This is a genomic window from Pseudomonas sp. UBA6323 (genome assembly GCF_002439135.1).
Lineage (GTDB): Bacteria > Pseudomonadota > Gammaproteobacteria > Pseudomonadales > Pseudomonadaceae > Aquipseudomonas.
In genome coordinates, this window is the sequence record NZ_DJSX01000060.1 from 21,534 (window position 1) to 37,487 (window position 15,954).

Sequence of the window (15,954 nt, forward strand, 5' to 3'; positions counted from 1 at the left end):
CAATTCAGGAATTTTCTGATCCATGGGCAAATCGCTGGTCATCGTGGAATCCCCGGCCAAGGCCAAGACCATCAACAAGTACCTGGGCAGCCAGTACGTGGTGAAGTCGAGCATCGGCCATATCCGTGACCTGCCTACCAGCGGCTCGGCAAGCGCCGCCAAGGAGCCGGCCAAGCGTGGCAAGGCCGCCGCTGGTGAAGCGCCTGCGCTGTCGCCCAAGGAAAAGGCCAAGCGTCAGCTGTTCGCTCGCATGGGCGTCGATCCCGAGCACGGCTGGAAGGCCAAGTACGAGATTCTGCCCGGCAAGGAAAAGGTGATCGAAGAATTGCGCCGCCTGGCCAAGGATGCCGACACCATCTATCTCGCAACCGACTTGGACCGCGAAGGGGAGGCCATCGCCTGGCACCTGCGCGAGTCCATCGGCGGCGATGACAGCCGCTACAAGCGCGTGGTGTTCAACGAGATCACCAAGAAGGCGATTCAGGACGCCTTCTCCAGGCCTGGCGAGCTGGACATCAACCGCGTCAACGCGCAGCAGGCGCGCCGCTTCCTCGATCGCGTGGTGGGCTACATGGTCTCGCCGCTGTTGTGGGCCAAGATCGCCCGCGGCCTGTCTGCCGGTCGCGTGCAATCGGTGGCGGTGAAGCTGGTGGTGGCGCGCGAGAAAGAAATCCGCGCCTTCGTGCCGGAAGAATACTGGGAGGTGCATGCCGATCTGGGCACCGCGAAGAACGCCAAGGTGCGCTTCGAGGTAGTGCGCGAAGACGGTGCGGCCTTCAAACCGGTCAATGAAGCGCAGGCCATGGCGGCGCTGGAGAAGCTCAAGGTTTCCAGCTACAGCGTGGTCAAGCGTGAAGACCGTCCCACCAGCAGCAAGCCGTCGGCGCCTTTCATCACCTCCACCCTGCAGCAGGCGGCGAGCAATCGCCTGGGCTTTGGGGTGAAGAAGACCATGATGATGGCCCAGCGTCTCTACGAGGCCGGCTACATCACTTATATGCGTACCGACTCGACCAACCTGTCCAACGACGCGGTGGAGATGGTGCGCGGCTTTATCGGCAGCGAGTACGGCGACAAGTACCTGCCGGGCAAGCCCAACCTGTATTCGAGCAAGGAAGGCGCTCAGGAGGCGCACGAGGCGATTCGTCCGTCAGACGTCAACCTGCGCCCGACCCAGCTGTCGGGCATGGAGCGCGATGCCGAGCGTTTGTATGACCTGATCTGGCGCCAGTTCGTCGCCTGCCAGATGCCGCCGGCCGAGTACCTGTCCACCAGCGTCACCGTAGCCGCTGGCAATTTCGAGCTGCGCGCCAAGGGCCGCATCCTCAAGTTCGACGGTTACACGCGTGTGCTGCCGCAACAGAGCAAGCCGGGCGAGGATGACGTCCTGCCGGAAATGAAGGAAGGCGAGGGCCTCAAGCTGATCCAGCTCGACCCTAGCCAGCACTTCACCAAGCCACCGGCACGCTACTCCGAAGCCAGCCTGGTCAAGGAACTGGAAAAGCGCGGTATCGGCCGCCCGTCCACTTACGCGGCGATCATCTCCACCATCCAGGATCGCGGCTACGTGACGGTGCATAACCGTCGCTTCTATGCCGAGAAGATGGGCGACATCGTCACCGAGCGTCTCGACGAGAGCTTCGCCAACCTGATGGATTACAGCTTTACCGCCACCATGGAAGAGCATCTCGACGATGTGGCCCAGGGTGGGCGCGAGTGGAAGAACCTGCTCGACGAATTCTACGGCGACTTCAAGAAGAAGCTCGAAGCGGCCGAGGCTGGCGAGGGCGGCATGCGTGCCAACCAGCCGACCCTGACCGACATCCCGTGCCGCGAGTGCGGCCGGCCGATGATGATTCGTACTGCCTCCACTGGCGTGTTCCTCGGCTGCTCCGGCTATGCGCTGCCACCGAAGGAGCGCTGCAAGGCCACCATCAACCTGGTGCCGGGTGACGAGATCGCCGCGGACGACGAGGGTGAGTCCGAGTCCCGCGTGTTGCTCGGCAAGCATCGCTGCCCGATCTGCTCCACGGCCATGGATGCCTACCTGCTGGATGAAACCCGCAAGTTGCATATCTGCGGTAACAACCCGGACTGCACCGGCTACGAAATCGAGCAGGGCCAGTACCGCATCAAAGGCTATGAGGGTCCGAGCCTGGAGTGCGACAAGTGCGGCAGCGAGATGCAGCTCAAGACTGGCCGTTTCGGCAAGTTCTTCGGTTGCACCAACCCGAGCTGCAAGAACACCCGCAAGCTGCTGAAGAATGGCGAGGCGGCGCCGCCGAAGATGGACAAGGTGGAAATGCCCGAGCTCAAGTGCGAGAAGGTGGACGACACCTACGTGCTGCGCGACGGTGCCTCGGGTCTGTTCCTTGCTGCCAGTCAGTTCCCGAAGAATCGCGAGACGCGTGCGCCGCTGGTGCTGGAGATCGTCCCGCACAAGCACGAGATCGATCCCAAGTACCACTTCCTCTGCGATGCCCCGCAAAAAGATCCGGATGGTCGCCCGGCGGTGATTCGCTATAGCCGCAAGACCAAGGAGCAGTACGTGCAGTCCGAGGTCGACGGCAAGCCGACCGGCTGGCGTGCGTTCTACGACGGCGGCAAGTGGAAGGTCGAGGACAAGCGCTAAGGCCTTGTCCATCAGTTGCCGAGCGTTGACCGGGTTTAGACCCTGGCCGACGCTCGCGAGATTGCAAGGCTGACGAGATGCGCGTCTGGCGACTGCCAACGCGCGTATCATCAGCCGGTCTGCTGTGGAGGTCGCCGTAATGGCCAAAGAAATCTACACCCGCACCAATCAGAAGATCTTCTTCGCCGGCATTGCCCTGGACAACTGGCGCAAGGCCGAGGCGTCTTCCGCGTTCAACGTGCAGGCGCTGGTGCAGGCCGAGCGTGAGGCCGCGCTGTTTCACCTTTACGGTGGACTCCTTGGGGTGTGCCATGAGATTGCGGGTTACTACCGCATGAGCGACGCCGCGCCTTCGCGTGTCGAGGCTTTCGTTCAGCAGGCAGTACTCGAGGGATCGCCCAGCCCGGAGCTGGCTGAGCTGGTCGAACTGGCGCAGCAGCGCGAGACCTGGCTGGCGCAGTTGCTGGCTGCCTACGCTGAGCTGTTCCAGCCTCCGCGCGAGGAGCGCAAGGCCAAGGTCGACCCGTCGATGCCGTTGATCACGGCAGTCAGCGTCGGCGAAGAGCCTGTCGAGGTGAGCCTCGACGATATCGATGCCTGGCGTCAGCAGCTCAAGGCCTTGATACTGCGTTTCCGCGAAGGCCTCAGTGAGTGCTGATTGGGTTTAACTGGACCAGTGGGCTGGGGATGACTCCGGCGGACTGTTACAATGTCGTGTTTTTGCACAGAGACTGAGCCATGCCTACATCCTTTCTGGAAATCGTCGAACTGCCCGATGGGCGCATCGCCCTGCGTCGTGCAGAGGATGAAGAGGCGTTGGTGACCCTGGACTTCTCCGCTGATGCCAAGGCTTTTCTGCAGGGGCAACATATCGAGGTGGCCAAGGCGATGCTCAATGTCGGGGTGCAGATGGCCGGGCGCATGGCCGAGGGTGATTTCAGTCACGAGGAAGAGGGGCCGCGGGTCCTGCACTGAGATCGCTGCGATACAACGCAAACGGGGCTCCAATGGAGCCCCGTTTTCATTTGCGAGCATGATTCAGCCCAGGCTGATATTCAAACTCTGCGCGCCACCGCTACTGGCGGCCTGTGCCAGGCGCTGGCGGGTGCTGCGCTCGACAGGGTGCAGCCAGCTGATCACTGTATGGCTGCGCCCCAGCTTGAGCGCTTCCTCGGCCAACTCCAGGGCATTTTGCCCTTGCCGCGGCTGCAGCAGCAGGATGCGTTCGCGATTGAGCCCGGCGTCACGCAGCCAGCTTTGTGTGAGGCTGGCAGGCGGCGCCACCAGGGTCAGCCAGCGCGCGTCCTGATTCTGGCTCAGCTCGCGCAGAATCGGCGCCAGCAAGTGCAGGCAGTGGCCGGCCGCGCCGCGCAGAGCCAATTCACTGAAAGCCTGTTCGGCTTCGCCAGGGGCGATGTCATCGGTAACCAATGGATCGCCCGACGCGTTGGCAAGAAAGGCGTCGAAAAGGGGAAGTTGCGGGCGCTCGAACGACTGCTGCATTTGCATGGCGTTTCCTCAGCGGCGGATTACACCGACACTCAAACCTTCGATGACCAGGTCCTGGTGCTCCAGGTCCACTTCGATCGGGGCGAACTCGGGATTTTCGGCCAGCAGCCAGACCTTGTTGCCCTCGCGCTTGAAGCGCTTGACCGTCACCTCGTCATCGATGCGCGCAACCACGACCTGGCCGTTACGTGCCTCGCGGGTGGTATGTACGGCGAGCAGGTCACCATCGAAAATACCGATGTCCTTCATGCTCATGCCGCGTACGCGCAGCAGATAGTCGGCCTTGGGCTGAAAGAATGCCGGGTTGATCTGGCACGATTCCTCGACATGTTGTTGTGCGAGGATCGGTGCGCCAGCGGCGACACGGCCGATCACCGGCAGGCCCTCGTCCTCGTTCGCAGCGCCCGCTTCGAAACCGGGAATGCGAATGCCGCGCGACGCGCCTGGGGTCATCTCGATGGCGCCTTTGCGGGCGAGAGCCTTGAGGTGCTCCTCTGCCGCATTGGGTGATTTGAACCCCAGTTCCTGGGCGATTTCCGCACGGGTGGGAGGGTAACCGTTGTCTTCCAGGCAGCGTTTGATAAAGGCGAGGATCTCGGCTTGGCGTGGCGTCAGTTTCAGCATGGCTGGGCTCTGTCTTTATATACAGTGACTGGAATTATATACAGTAAGCGGGGCTTGGCAACGATCTATTTGCTGGGGGCCATCTCCGGCTTGTTACCCGTGCTGCGCAATCTTCGTCTCTGCTTGTTGTAAGCTGTGACCCGCCGGCCAAAAGACGGCTCATGCGGCTTGACAATGCAGTGAGCTGAAACGTATGTTTCAAACAAGTGTTTGTCAGGTGATAACTCATGGCTCAGTCGGAAACCGTTGAACGCATTCTCGATGCTGCGGAACAGCTGTTCGCGGAAAAAGGCTTCGCCGAGACTTCGTTGCGTCTGATTACCAGCAAGGCCGGGGTCAACCTGGCAGCCGTCAACTATCACTTCGGTTCCAAGAAGGCGCTGATCCAGGCGGTCTTCTCGCGGTTCCTCGGCCCATTCTGCGCCAGTCTGGAAAAGGAGCTCGATCGCCGTCAGGCCAAGTCCGACACCCAGGTGTCCCTGGAGGAGCTGCTTGAACTGCTGGTCGAGCAGGCCCTCGCGGTCAAGCCGCGCAGCGGCAACGACCTTTCCATCTTCATGCGCCTGCTGGGCCTGGCCTTCAGTCAAAGCCAGGGGCACCTGCGCAAGTACCTCGAAGAGGTGTACGGCAAGGTATTCCGCCGCTATATGCTGCTGGTGCACGACGCCGCGCCGCGTATTCCCCCGCTTGAGCTGTTCTGGCGCGTGCACTTCATGCTTGGCGCTGCCGCGTTCAGCATGTCCGGCATCAAGGCCCTGCGTGCGATGGCCGAGACCGATTTCGGCGTCAATACCTCGATCGAGCAGGTGATGCGCATGATGGTGCCGTTCCTGGCCGCGGGCATGCGCTCAGAAACCGGGGTCAACGATCCGGCGCTGGCCGGCGCGCAGCTCAAGCCGCGCAGCAAAGCGCCGAGCGCCACGCCCAAGGCCTGACCGGTCAGCCGGTGGGCTTGGCTTCGCCCTTCGGCTAAGCTAGCGGCCCATGTGCGATCTCGATCTCCTCCATATCTCCATTGCCGACCAGATGCTCTATGGCTTCAGTGCCGGGCAGTTATCGGTGCGTTTGCCCGTATCTACCGCCCGTAACGGCGCGGGTGAGCGCAATGGCTCGGGCTGTACGCCGCGTGGGCTGCATCAGGTGCGCGCGAAGATCGGCGCCGGTTTGCCGCTGGCTGCGGTACTGCGCGGCCGGCGCTGGACCGGCGAGGTGTGGTCGCCGCAGCTGCACGGGCAGTCCCCCGGCCGTGACTGGATTCTCACCCGCATTCTCTGGCTGAGCGGTCTCGAGCCGGGGCGTAACCGCATGGGTGAGGTCGATACCTTCCGCCGCTACATCTACCTGCACGGCACGCCGGACACGGAACCCATGGGCGAGCCGTTGTCCCATGGCTGCATTCGTTTGCGTAACGTAGACATGCTGGCGCTCTTCGATCGCGTGCCGCTGCACTGCGAGGTGCGTATCGACGAGGCGCCTTGCCCGCAGTGGGCTGCAAACCAGGATTTCAAATAAGGAATACGTTCATGCAAGGCTCTTTGATGATGGACATCGCCGGTACCTGGCTGACTGCCGAGGATCGCCAGATGCTGCGCCAGCCCGAGGTGGGCGGTCTGATCATTTTTGCCCGCAACATCGAGTCGCCGCGTCAGGTGCGCGAGCTGTGCCAGAGCATCCGCGCTGTGCGCCCGGATCTGCTGCTGGCGGTGGATCAGGAAGGCGGGCGCGTGCAGCGTTTGCGTCAGGGCTTTCTGCGGCTGCCGGCGATGCGTGCGATTGCCGATAATCACAACGCCGAAGAGCTGGCCGAGCATTGCGGCTGGCTGATGGCGACCGAGGTGCTGGCCGTCGGGCTGGATCTAAGCTTCGCCCCGGTGCTGGACCTCGACCACCAGCGCAGTGCGGTGGTCGGCAGCCGCGCCTTCGAAGGCGATGCGCAGCGCGCCACCACGCTGGCTGCCGCGTTCATTCGCGGTATGCACCAGGCCGGCATGGCCGCCACCGGCAAGCACTTCCCCGGGCATGGCTGGGCCGAGGCGGACTCTCACGTGGCCATTCCGGTCGACGAGCGCAGCCTCGACGAGATTCGTGCCTGTGACATGCAGCCATTCAAGCGTCTGGCTGTCGAGCTCGATGCGGTGATGCCGGCGCACGTTATTTATCCGCAGGTCGATGAGCAGCCGGCGGGGTTCTCGCGGCGTTGGCTGCAGGACATCCTGCGCGGCGAGCTGGGCTTCGATGGGGTGATTTTCAGCGATGACCTGTCCATGGCCGGTGCGCATGTGGTTGGTGATGCCGGCAAGCGTATCGAGGCGGCGCTCGCGGCCGGTTGCGACATGGGGCTGGTGTGCAATGACCGGGAGGCGGCCGAACTGGCCCTCAGCGCCTTGCAGCGCTTGCAGGTCACGCCCGCCGAGCGCCTGCAGCGCATGCGTGGGCGCGGTCATGCCTGCACCGATTATCGCCAGGCGCCGCGCTGGTCGGCGGCAGTGGCAGCGCTTAGGAGCGCGCAGTTGATTGACTGAGGGGCGGGGCCTCTGCGCAAAAGTCGCTTTGCGGCGTTTTCGGCCCTCTCCAACCCCTCTTCCATGAAGGGGAGAGGGGAGCCAAGCGTGTAAAACCTTAAGTGAGCGGTACTACGCTCAAAGCGGGCTGATGCGTACCAGGGCGCCCAGGCTGCCATGATCCAGATAGGTCAGGCTGTTGTCCTTCAGGCGCTGGGCGACTTTCATGTGTTCGCTGCTTTCCAGCAGGCCGTCGGCACTGAAACGATTGATCCACAGTTCCAGATCCAGATCGGCGAAGCGATCCTGAGTGAAGGCGAGGGTGCCTTCGACCGGGTAGTGGCCGAGGTGCGCCTCGCCACTGGTGACCGCAATGCGGCTCGGTGTAGTGCCCAGCGTCTGGCTCCAGGCCTTGTGCAGCAGGACCTCATAACCGTTGCCGGGGTTGAGCTTGGCAGCTTCGTTGTCGAGGCTGGTGGCGCGCTCGCTGCCGCCGATCGGCAGTGCGGTGCCGGCCCAGTCGTCCGGGGCGATTTTCGGCGCGATGACTGGGTCACCCGCCTGGCGGAATACCAGCAGTTCGACCTGGTACAGGCGTTCGGCGAAGGCGCTCGGGGCGAGCAGGCAGAGCAGCAGGGCGATCAGGTGCAATGGGCGCAGCATGTGAGAGTCCTTCAGGTGGTGGGCGCGAGGCGCTCGAACAGGGCTTCCAAGGTGTTGAAGCGCTCTTCCGCGCGCTCCATCGGCACCTGGATCTTGAAGACGGTGGCGCCTTCGAACTTGTAGCGTTTTGGTTGCGCTTGGATCAGCTTGATCAGCGTCAGCGGGTCGACGCAGGTTTCTGCGGCAAACTCGATGCGGCCGCCCTGCGGGCCGGCGTCGACCTTGGTGATGCCCAGCTTCTCCGCTTGCAGCTTGAGCATTGTCAGGCGCATCAGGTGCTTGGTTGGCTCCGGCAGCAGGCCGAAGCGGTCGATCATCTCCACCTGCAGCTCCTTCAGACCGTCCTCGTCGGTGGCCGAGGCGATGCGCTTGTAGAGGATCAGGCGCGCATGCACGTCGGGCAGATAGTCCTCGGGAATCAGCGCCGGCACGCGCAGGTTGATCTCCGTGCCGCCGCCCAGCGGCTGGTCGAGGTTGGGCTGCTCGCCTTTCTGGATGGCCTTGACCGCGCGCTCGAGCATTTCCATGTAGAGAGTGAAGCCGACCGCCTGAATCTGCCCGCTCTGACCATCGCCGAGCAGCTCGCCGGCGCCGCGGATTTCCAGGTCGTGAGTGGCGAGGATGAAGCCAGCGCCCAGGTCCTGCGCGCCGGCGATGGCTTCCAGGCGCTTCTGCGCATCCTCGGTCATGCTCTTGCGCGGCGGGGTGAGCAGGTAGGCGTAGGCCTGGTGGTGGCTACGACCGACGCGGCCGCGCAGCTGGTGCAGCTGGGCCAGGCCGAACTTGTCGGCACGCTCGATGATGATGGTGTTGGCGCTGGGCACGTCGATGCCGGTCTCGATGATGGTCGAGGCCACCAGCACGTTGAAGCGCTTGTGGTAGAAGTCGCTCATCACCTGTTCGAGATCGCGCTCGCGCATCTGCCCGTGGCCGATGCCGATGCGCGCCTCGGGCACCAGCTCGGCCAGATCGGCGGCGCATTTCTCGATGGTCTTCACATCGTTGTGCAGGTAGTACACCTGGCCGCCGCGCAGCAGTTCGCGCAGCAGTGCTTCCTTGATGGTCGGCTTGTTCTCTTCCATGACGAAGGTGCGTACCGACAGCCGTCGCGCCGGCGGCGTGGCGATGATCGACAGGTCGCGCATGCCGGCCACGGCCATGTTCAGGGTGCGCGGGATTGGCGTGGCGGTGAGGGTGAGGATATCCACCTCGCTGCGCAGCGCCTTGAGCTGCTCCTTCTGGCGCACGCCGAAACGGTGTTCTTCGTCGATGATCACCAGGCCCAGGTTGTGGAACTTGACATCGTCCTGCAGCAGCTTGTGGGTGCCGATGACGATGTCCACCTTGCCTTCGGCCAACTGCTGCACGGCGCCTTCGACTTCCTTGGCGCTCTTGAAGCGGCTCATCACCTCGACCTTCACCGGCCAGTCGGCGAAGCGGTCGCGGAAGCTGTTGTAGTGCTGCTGAGCGAGCAGGGTGGTGGGCACCAGCACGGCCACCTGCTTGCCGCTGTGCACGGCGATGAAGGCGGCGCGCATGGCCACCTCGGTCTTGCCGAAGCCGACATCGCCGCAGACCAGGCGGTCCATCGGCTTGCCGGCCAGCATGTCGGCGCGTACGGCGTCGATGGCGGCCTGCTGGTCCGGGGTTTCCTCGAAGGGGAAGCCGGCGCTGAAGGTGGCGTAGTCCAGGGCTGGGTCCTGGAAGGCGAAGCCTTCACGGGCGGCGCGGCGGGCGTAGATATCGAGCAGTTCGGCGGCGACGTCGCGCACCTGTTCGGCGGCCTTGCGCTTGGCCTTCTGCCAGACTTCCGAGCCGAGCCGGTGCAGCGGCGCCAGGGCGTCGTCGCTGCCGCTGTAGCGGGCGATCAGGTGCAGGCTGGCCACCGGCACGTAGAGCTTGGCGTCGTCGGCGTACTGCAGGGCGAGAAATTCGGCGGCCTGGCCGTCGAATTCCATGGTCACCAGGCCCAGGTAGCGGCCGACGCCGTGATCGATGTGCACCACCGGCGCGCCTTCGCGCAGTTCGGTGAGGTTCTTGATCACGTTGTCGCCGCCTTCGCGGCCTTTCTCACGGCGGCGACGCTGCATCACGCGCTGGCCGAACAGCGGGTTCTCCGGGACCAACGCCAGTTCGTCGAGCAGCAGACCTTCGTCCAGCGGCGCGATGCAGATGTTCAGGCGTTCGCCGCTTTCGACGAAGGCCGGCCAGCCATCGACCTCCTTCGGCTTGAGCTTGAGGCGGGCGAGCAGTTCCAGCAGCACCTCGCGGCGTCCGGCCGATTCGGCGCAGAACAGCACGCGGCCCTGGTATTCCTCGATGAAGCGGCGTAGCGCCGCCAGCGGCTCGCCGGCCTTGGCCTGTATCGCCAGATCGGGCAGGGCGCGCGCCTCGAAGCGGGTCTGGCCGACACCGGCTTCGATGTCGTCCTGATTGACCACCACGCGCGGCCAGCTCTTCAGGCGGGCGAAGCAGTCCTCCACCGGCAGGAAAATGTCTGCAGGTGGCAGCAGCGGGCGCTCGGGATCGACGCGGCGGTCCTCGTAGCGGTTGCGCGCATCCTGCCAGAACTGCTCGGCGGCCTTCTCGATGCCGGGCAGGGAGAACACCTGGGTGTCGCCCGGCAGGTAGTCGAACAGGGTGCCGGTTTCCTCGAAGAACAGCGGCAGGTAGTACTCGATGCCGGCTGGGGTGATGCCCGAGGACAGGTCCTGATAGATCGGGCAGCGGCGAAAATCCACGTCGAAACGTTCGCGAAAGCGCCCGCGGAAATCGGTGACAGCTTTCTTCTCCAGTGGAAACTCACGCGCCGGCAGCAGGCGGATCGACTCGACCTTGTCCACCGAGCGCTGGTTTTCCGGGTCGAAGGTGCGCAGGGTCTCGATCTCGTCGTCGAACAGATCGATGCGGTAGGGCACCTCGCTGCCCATGGGGAAGAGGTCGATCAGCGCGCCGCGCACGGCGAACTCGCCATGTTCGTACACCGTGTCGACGCAGCGGTAGCCTGCAGCCTCAAGGCGCGTGCGCATCTGCTCCACATCCAGCTTCTGGCCCACGTCCAGCACCAGGCTGCTACCCAGCAGGAAGCGCTTCGGCGCCAGGCGGTGTAGGGCAGTGGCGATCGGCACTACGAGAATGCCGCGGCTCAGTTGCGGTAGCCGATACAGCGCGGCGATACGCTGCGAGATGATGTCCTGGTGGGGCGAGAAGACGTCGTAGGGCAGGGTCTCCCAGTCAGGGAAATGCAGCACCGGCAGATCCGGGGCGAAGAAGGCCAGTTCTTCCTGCAGGCGCTCGGCGCTCTGGCTGCCCTCGGTCAATACCAGGGTGAAACGCCCGGCATTGCTGGCCGCTTCGGCTATCGCCAGGGAGAGGGCGGCGCCGGGCAGGTTGCCCCATTGCTGTTTGCCGGCGCTGGCCGGCAGAGACGGAAGACGCAGTACGGACACGGGCGGCTCACGATCATTACGAAGGGCCGGGAATTGTAGCGGGGCTTGGTGGTCAATGTCAGTCGCGACAGGCGCGCATTGCTCATGCTCTCGCTCGCCGTCATAATGTAGCCCCTTTTTTCAGCCCCTACATGTGGAAGGTACTGCCCGTGACTCAGAAGCCCGACCAGTGTCTCGGTGAATGGATCGATCGTGAAGCCCTCGCGGAAGCGATGATTCCGCTGATTGGTCAGCTCTATCGCAACAACAATGTGGTGACCTCGATCTACGGCCGCGGCCTGATCAACCGTTCGGTCATCGACATCCTCAAGGCTCACCGTTTCGCTCGCCATCGCCTGGCCGATGAGGCCGAACTGTCGGTCCACGACACCTTCCCCATGCTCAAGGCCATGAGCGAGCTCAAGCTGGGCGCCGCCTCCGTGGACCTGGGCAAGCTGGTTGCCAAGTTCAAGGCCGAAGGTGCTGGCCGCGCTGTCGAGCAGTTCGTCAAGGACGAGCTGGCCGATGTAGTTGGCAAGCAGAACGGTGCAGGCCGTGAAGGCACCGACGTGGTGCTCTACGGTTTCGGCCGTATCGGTCGCCTGCTGGCGCGCATCCTGATCGAGAAGACCGGTGGCGGCGATGGCCTGCGTCTGCGTGCCATCGTCGTGCGCAAGGGTGCCAGCAACGATCTGGTCAAGCGTGCCAGCCTGCTGCGTCGCGACTCGGTGCACGGCAAGTTCAACGGCACCATCACCATCGATGAAGAGAACAACACCCTGACGGCCAACGGCAACCTGATCCAGGTGATCTACGCCAAGGACCCGAAAGAAGTCGATTACACCCAGTACGGCATCAAGAACGCGCTGCTGGTGGACAACACCGGTGTATGGCGTGATGCCGAGGGTCTGGGCCAGCACCTGACCTGCCCGGGCGTCGATCGCGTGGTCCTCACCGCGCCTGGCAAGGGCGCGCTGAAGAACATCGTGCACGGCATCAACCACAGCGAAATCACCGCTGAGGACAAGATCATCTCCGCGGCTTCCTGTACCACCAACGCCATCGTGCCGGTGCTCAAGGCAGTCAACGACAAGTACGGCATCGTCAATGGTCACGTCGAGACCGTTCACTCGTACACCAACGACCAGAACCTGATCGACAACTTCCACAAAGGCAGTCGTCGTGGTCGTAGCGCCGCGCTGAACATGGTCATCACCGAAACCGGCGCGGCTACCGCTGCTGCCAAGGCGCTGCCAGTGCTCAAGGGCAAGCTGACCGGCAACGCCATTCGTGTGCCGACGCCGAACGTGTCCATGGCCATTCTCAACCTGAATCTGGAGAAGGCCACCACCCGCGAAGAAATCAACGAGTACCTGCGCCAGATGGCCATGCACTCTGACCTGCAGAAGCAGATCGATTTCGTCAGCTCGCAGGAAGTGGTGTCCACCGACTTCGTCGGTTCGCGTCATGCCGGTGTGGTCGATGCCGAAGCCACCATCGCCAACGATAACCGTGTCGTGCTGTACGTCTGGTACGACAACGAGTTCGGTTACAGCTGCCAGGTGGTGCGCGTGATGGAAGACATGGCTGGGGTCAACCCGCCTGCTTTCCCTCGCTGATAGCTGGGTAGCATGAAAAACGGGAGCCTCGGCTCCCGTTTTTTTATGCGCAGCGAAAAGGATGAGTGGAGGGGGGCAGTTTGACCTGAGTCAGCATCGAGATTGTTGCGCCCTGTTACCGAAAAGCCAAAAAAGCAAGCGCTTGGGTGGTCAGTGCAGGGGGGCGTCTTTATAATCGAGCAGATTTTTTACCCAGGTTTGGCGCCTTCCTCCACGCCCGTATCGTATCGGTGTGGTTGGGTCTATTAGACTTTTGGTTGCGCCGCCTGTCCTATAAAAAGCTTTCTAAATCAGTGGTTAGGCAAACCTATGATCAAACTAAAGCATGGGCTTGATTTGCCCATAACGGGTGCGCCGACACAGCGTATCGAGGCCGCCAGGCCCGTGCGCAGTGTCGCCGTCATCGGCTTCGACTATCACGGGATGAAGCCGACGATGGAAGTGCAGGTCGGTGATCGGGTCAAGCTCGGTCAATTGCTGTTTACCGACAAGAAGACACCCGGCGTGCGCTACACCGCCCCCGCTGCTGGCGTGATCAGCGCCATTCACCGCGGCGAGAAGCGTGTTCTGCAGTCCGTGGTCATCGATATCGATGGCGACGAGCAGGAGACCTTCGCCCAATACGCCGCCGATCAGCTCGAAACGCTGAGTGACGAGCAGGTTCGCGAAAACCTGCAGCAGTCCGGCCTTTGGACTGCCCTGCGTACGCGTCCGTTCAGCAAAGTGCCGGCGCTCGATGCCGTGCCCAGCTCGATCTTCGTCACCGCCATCGATACGCACCCGCTCGCTGCTGATCCAGCAGTGATCATCGGTGAACATGCCGCTGATTTCGAAAACGGTCTGAAGGTTCTCGGCAACCTGGCCAAGGTGTTCCTGTGCAAGGCCGACGGCGCCAGCCTGCCTGGCGAGAAACTGGCCAAGGTGCAGAGCGAAGCCTTCGCCGGCCCGCACCCGGCCGGTCTGCCAGGCACTCACATTCACTTCCTCGATCCGGTCAGCACCAGCAAGAGCGTGTGGCAAATCGGTTATCAGGACGTGATCGCGGTGGGCAAGCTGTTCACCACAGGCCAGCTGTTCGTCGAACGCGTGGTTGCCCTCGGCGGCCCGGTTGCCGAGCAACCACGTCTGCTGCGCACCCGTCTGGGCGCCAACCTGGAAGAGCTCACCGCCGGTGAACTCAAGCCCGGCTTCAATCGGGTGATTTCCGGCTCGGTGTTCGGCGGTCGTACCGCGCAGGGCGCGTTCGCCTTCCTTGGTCGTTACCACAACCAGGTGTCCTGCCTGAGCGAAGGTAACGAGCGCGAGATGATGCATTACCTGCGTGCCGGCGTTAACAAGCACTCGGTATTGAACATCTTCGTTTCCAAGCTGGCCGGCTCCAAGCTGTTCAACTTCACTACCACCACCAACGGCAGCCCGCGTGCCATGGTGCCGGTGGGCAACTACGAAGCGGTGATGCCGTTGGACATCCTGCCGACTCAACTGCTGCGCTACCTGATCGTCGGCGACACCGAGATGGCCCAGAAGCTGGGTTGCCTGGAACTCGACGAAGAAGACCTGGCGCTGTGCACCTACGTGTGCGCCGGCAAGTATGAATATGGCCCGATCCTGCGGGACAACCTCACCCGCATCGAGAAGGAGGGTTAATCCGTGGGCATTCGTGCATTCCTCGACAAGATCGAGCACAACTTCGAGAAGGGCGGCAAGTACGAGAAGTGGTATGCCCTCTACGAGGCCATCGACACCTTCTTCTATCGTCCTGGCAGTGTGACCAAGACCACCGCTCACGTGCGTGATGGCATCGACCTCAAGCGCATGATGATCACCGTGTGGCTGTGCACCTTCCCGGCCATGTTCTTCGGCATGTGGAACACCGGCTACCAGGCCAACCTGATCTTCGCCAACAGCCCCGAGCTGCTGGCGAGCCAGGAAGGCTGGCGCTTCGCTCTGATCGGCTCGCTGGCCGGTTTCGATCCGAACAGCCTGTGGGACAACTTCATCCAGGGCGCGGCCTACTTCCTGCCTGTCTACGCGGTGACTTTCATCGTCGGCGGCTTCTGGGAAGTGCTGTTCGCTTCGATCCGCAAGCATGAGGTCAACGAAGGCTTCTTCGTCACCTCCGTGCTGTTCGCCCTGATTCTGCCGCCGAGCATTCCGCTGTGGCAGGTGGCTCTGGGCATCAGCTTCGGCGTGGTGATTGGCAAGGAAGTGTTCGGTGGTACCGGCAAGAACTTCCTCAATCCGGCACTGACCGGCCGTGCCTTCCTGTTCTTCGCCTACCCGGCGCAGATGTCGGGCGATGCGGTCTGGACTGCAGTGGACGGCTTCGCCGGCGCCACTTCGCTGAGCCTGGCAGCTTCCGGCGGTATCGAGAACGTGATCAACAACGGCATCACCTGGATGGACGCCTTCATCGGCACCATTCACGGTTCGATCGGTGAGACCAGCACCCTGGCCATCGCCATCGGCGGCCTGGTTCTGCTGATCACCAAGATCGCCTCCTGGCGCATCGTCGCCGGCGTGATGCTGGGCATGATCGGCCTGAGCCTGCTGCTCAACCTGATCGGTTCCAACACCAACCCGATGTTCGCCATGCCCTGGTACTGGCATCTGGTGGTGGGCGGTTTCGCCTTCGGCATGTTCTTCATGGCCACCGACCCGGTGTCGGCCTCCATGACCAACACCGGCAAGTGGATCTTCGGCGCCCTGATCGGCGTGATGGTCGTACTGATTCGTGTGGTCAACCCGGCCTTCCCCGAGGGCATGATGCTGGCGATCCTGTTCGCCAACCTGTTTGCACCGCTGATCGACCACTTCGTCGTTCAGGCCAATATCAAGCGGAGGCTGGCACGCAATGTCTAGTCAAAAAGAATCCACCGTTCGCACGCTGACGGTGGCCGTGCTGGTGTGTCTGGTGTGCTCGGTGTTCGTCGCCGGCGCTGCCATCGCACTGAAGCCGACTCAGGTAGAAAACCGTC

General features: G+C 62.9%; 13 protein-coding genes and 1 pseudogene. 10 read left to right on the forward strand and 4 right to left on the reverse strand.

The features are described 5' to 3' along the window. Window positions 1–22: 22 nt before the first annotated feature. From topA to B3P22_RS14240, 3 genes are all read left to right on the forward strand, one after another. A complete protein-coding gene (gene topA, locus B3P22_RS14230; RefSeq protein WP_296271416.1) occupies window positions 23–2,632 on the forward strand; it encodes a type I DNA topoisomerase in 2,610 nt (869 codons plus the stop codon). A 139-nt stretch (window positions 2,633–2,771) separates the two neighbouring features. After that, a complete protein-coding gene (locus tag B3P22_RS14235) occupies window positions 2,772–3,290 on the forward strand; it encodes a DUF6586 family protein (protein ID WP_275544579.1) in 519 nt (172 codons plus the stop codon). A gap of 80 nt (window positions 3,291–3,370) precedes the next feature. Next, on the forward strand, window positions 3,371–3,607 hold the full coding sequence (locus tag B3P22_RS14240) for a hypothetical protein (RefSeq protein WP_197855945.1): 237 nt from the start codon (window positions 3,371–3,373) through the stop codon (window positions 3,605–3,607). A 63-nt stretch (window positions 3,608–3,670) separates the two neighbouring features. Here B3P22_RS14240 and sulA read toward each other — a convergent pair whose 3' ends face one another. Both sulA and lexA read right to left on the reverse strand, forming a co-directional pair. After that, window positions 3,671–4,141: an SOS-induced cell division inhibitor SulA gene (gene sulA / locus B3P22_RS14245; protein ID WP_296271417.1), complete on the reverse strand. Its 471-nt coding sequence runs from the start codon at window positions 4,139–4,141 to the stop codon at window positions 3,671–3,673. 9 nt (window positions 4,142–4,150) lie between these two features. Next, entirely contained in the window at window positions 4,151–4,765 is a 615-nt protein-coding gene (gene lexA / locus B3P22_RS14250) for a transcriptional repressor LexA (protein WP_197855943.1), read from the reverse strand. A 227-nt stretch (window positions 4,766–4,992) separates the two neighbouring features. On the opposite strand from lexA, the gene B3P22_RS14255 reads away from it, so the two are divergent. The 3 genes from B3P22_RS14255 to nagZ are packed head-to-tail and all read left to right on the forward strand — an operon-like array spanning window position 4,993 to window position 7,287. Continuing rightward, entirely contained in the window at window positions 4,993–5,700 is a 708-nt protein-coding gene (locus B3P22_RS14255) for a TetR/AcrR family transcriptional regulator (protein ID WP_296271418.1), read from the forward strand. 49 nt (window positions 5,701–5,749) lie between these two features. Then, window positions 5,750–6,277, forward strand: a complete 528-nt coding sequence (locus B3P22_RS14260; protein ID WP_296271419.1) for a L,D-transpeptidase — start codon at window positions 5,750–5,752, stop codon at window positions 6,275–6,277. 11 nt (window positions 6,278–6,288) lie between these two features. Continuing rightward, complete coding sequence (gene nagZ / locus B3P22_RS14265; protein ID WP_296271420.1) at window positions 6,289–7,287, forward strand: beta-N-acetylhexosaminidase; 999 nt, start codon at window positions 6,289–6,291, stop codon at window positions 7,285–7,287. Window positions 7,288–7,404: 117 nt separating this feature from the next. Here nagZ and B3P22_RS14270 read toward each other — a convergent pair whose 3' ends face one another. Both B3P22_RS14270 and mfd read right to left on the reverse strand, forming a co-directional pair. Further along, the gene (locus tag B3P22_RS14270) at window positions 7,405–7,929 is read right to left on the reverse strand and encodes a CsiV family protein (RefSeq protein WP_296271421.1); all 525 of its coding nucleotides are present in this window, start codon (window positions 7,927–7,929) and stop codon (window positions 7,405–7,407) included. A gap of 11 nt (window positions 7,930–7,940) precedes the next feature. Further along, complete coding sequence (mfd, locus tag B3P22_RS14275) at window positions 7,941–11,378, reverse strand: transcription-repair coupling factor (protein WP_296271422.1); 3,438 nt, start codon at window positions 11,376–11,378, stop codon at window positions 7,941–7,943. A gap of 131 nt (window positions 11,379–11,509) precedes the next feature. Here mfd and B3P22_RS14280 point away from each other — a divergent pair, with 131 nt between their 5' ends. The 4 genes and pseudogenes from B3P22_RS14280 to B3P22_RS14295 all read left to right on the forward strand — a co-directional run. Beyond that, a complete protein-coding gene (locus B3P22_RS14280) occupies window positions 11,510–12,976 on the forward strand; it encodes a glyceraldehyde-3-phosphate dehydrogenase (RefSeq protein WP_024307549.1) in 1,467 nt (488 codons plus the stop codon). Window positions 12,977–13,285: 309 nt separating this feature from the next. Further along, window positions 13,286–14,623 carry a Na(+)-translocating NADH-quinone reductase subunit A gene (locus B3P22_RS14285; RefSeq protein ID WP_296271423.1) on the forward strand — a complete coding sequence of 446 codons (1,338 nt, stop codon included), beginning with the start codon at window positions 13,286–13,288 and terminating at the stop codon, window positions 14,621–14,623. Window positions 14,624–14,626: 3 nt separating this feature from the next. Further along, a complete protein-coding gene (locus tag B3P22_RS14290; RefSeq protein ID WP_024307551.1) occupies window positions 14,627–15,838 on the forward strand; it encodes an NADH:ubiquinone reductase (Na(+)-transporting) subunit B in 1,212 nt (403 codons plus the stop codon). Continuing rightward, window positions 15,831–15,954, forward strand: a pseudogene (locus tag B3P22_RS14295) (Na(+)-translocating NADH-quinone reductase subunit C); the annotation flags it as partial. The gene B3P22_RS14290 and the pseudogene B3P22_RS14295, both read left to right, overlap by 8 nt.

Bases quoted from the DNA above. Each gene is read 5' to 3' on its own strand.
- lexA (WP_197855943.1), bottom strand. From the start codon at position 4,765: ATGCTGAAACTGACGCCACGCCAAGCCGAGATCCTCGCCTTTATCAAA.
- B3P22_RS14235 (WP_275544579.1), top strand. From the start codon at position 2,772: ATGGCCAAAGAAATCTACACCCGCACCAATCAGAAGATCTTCTTCGCC.
- B3P22_RS14280 (WP_024307549.1), top strand. From the start codon at position 11,510: ATGTGGAAGGTACTGCCCGTGACTCAGAAGCCCGACCAGTGTCTCGGT.
- B3P22_RS14285 (WP_296271423.1), top strand. From the start codon at position 13,286: ATGATCAAACTAAAGCATGGGCTTGATTTGCCCATAACGGGTGCGCCG.
- nagZ (WP_296271420.1), top strand. From the start codon at position 6,289: ATGCAAGGCTCTTTGATGATGGACATCGCCGGTACCTGGCTGACTGCC.
- B3P22_RS14255 (WP_296271418.1), top strand. From the start codon at position 4,993: ATGGCTCAGTCGGAAACCGTTGAACGCATTCTCGATGCTGCGGAACAG.
- sulA (WP_296271417.1), bottom strand. From the start codon at position 4,141: ATGCAAATGCAGCAGTCGTTCGAGCGCCCGCAACTTCCCCTTTTCGAC.
- B3P22_RS14270 (WP_296271421.1), bottom strand. From the start codon at position 7,929: ATGCTGCGCCCATTGCACCTGATCGCCCTGCTGCTCTGCCTGCTCGCC.
- B3P22_RS14260 (WP_296271419.1), top strand. From the start codon at position 5,750: ATGTGCGATCTCGATCTCCTCCATATCTCCATTGCCGACCAGATGCTC.
- B3P22_RS14240 (WP_197855945.1), top strand. From the start codon at position 3,371: ATGCCTACATCCTTTCTGGAAATCGTCGAACTGCCCGATGGGCGCATC.
- topA (WP_296271416.1), top strand. From the start codon at position 23: ATGGGCAAATCGCTGGTCATCGTGGAATCCCCGGCCAAGGCCAAGACC.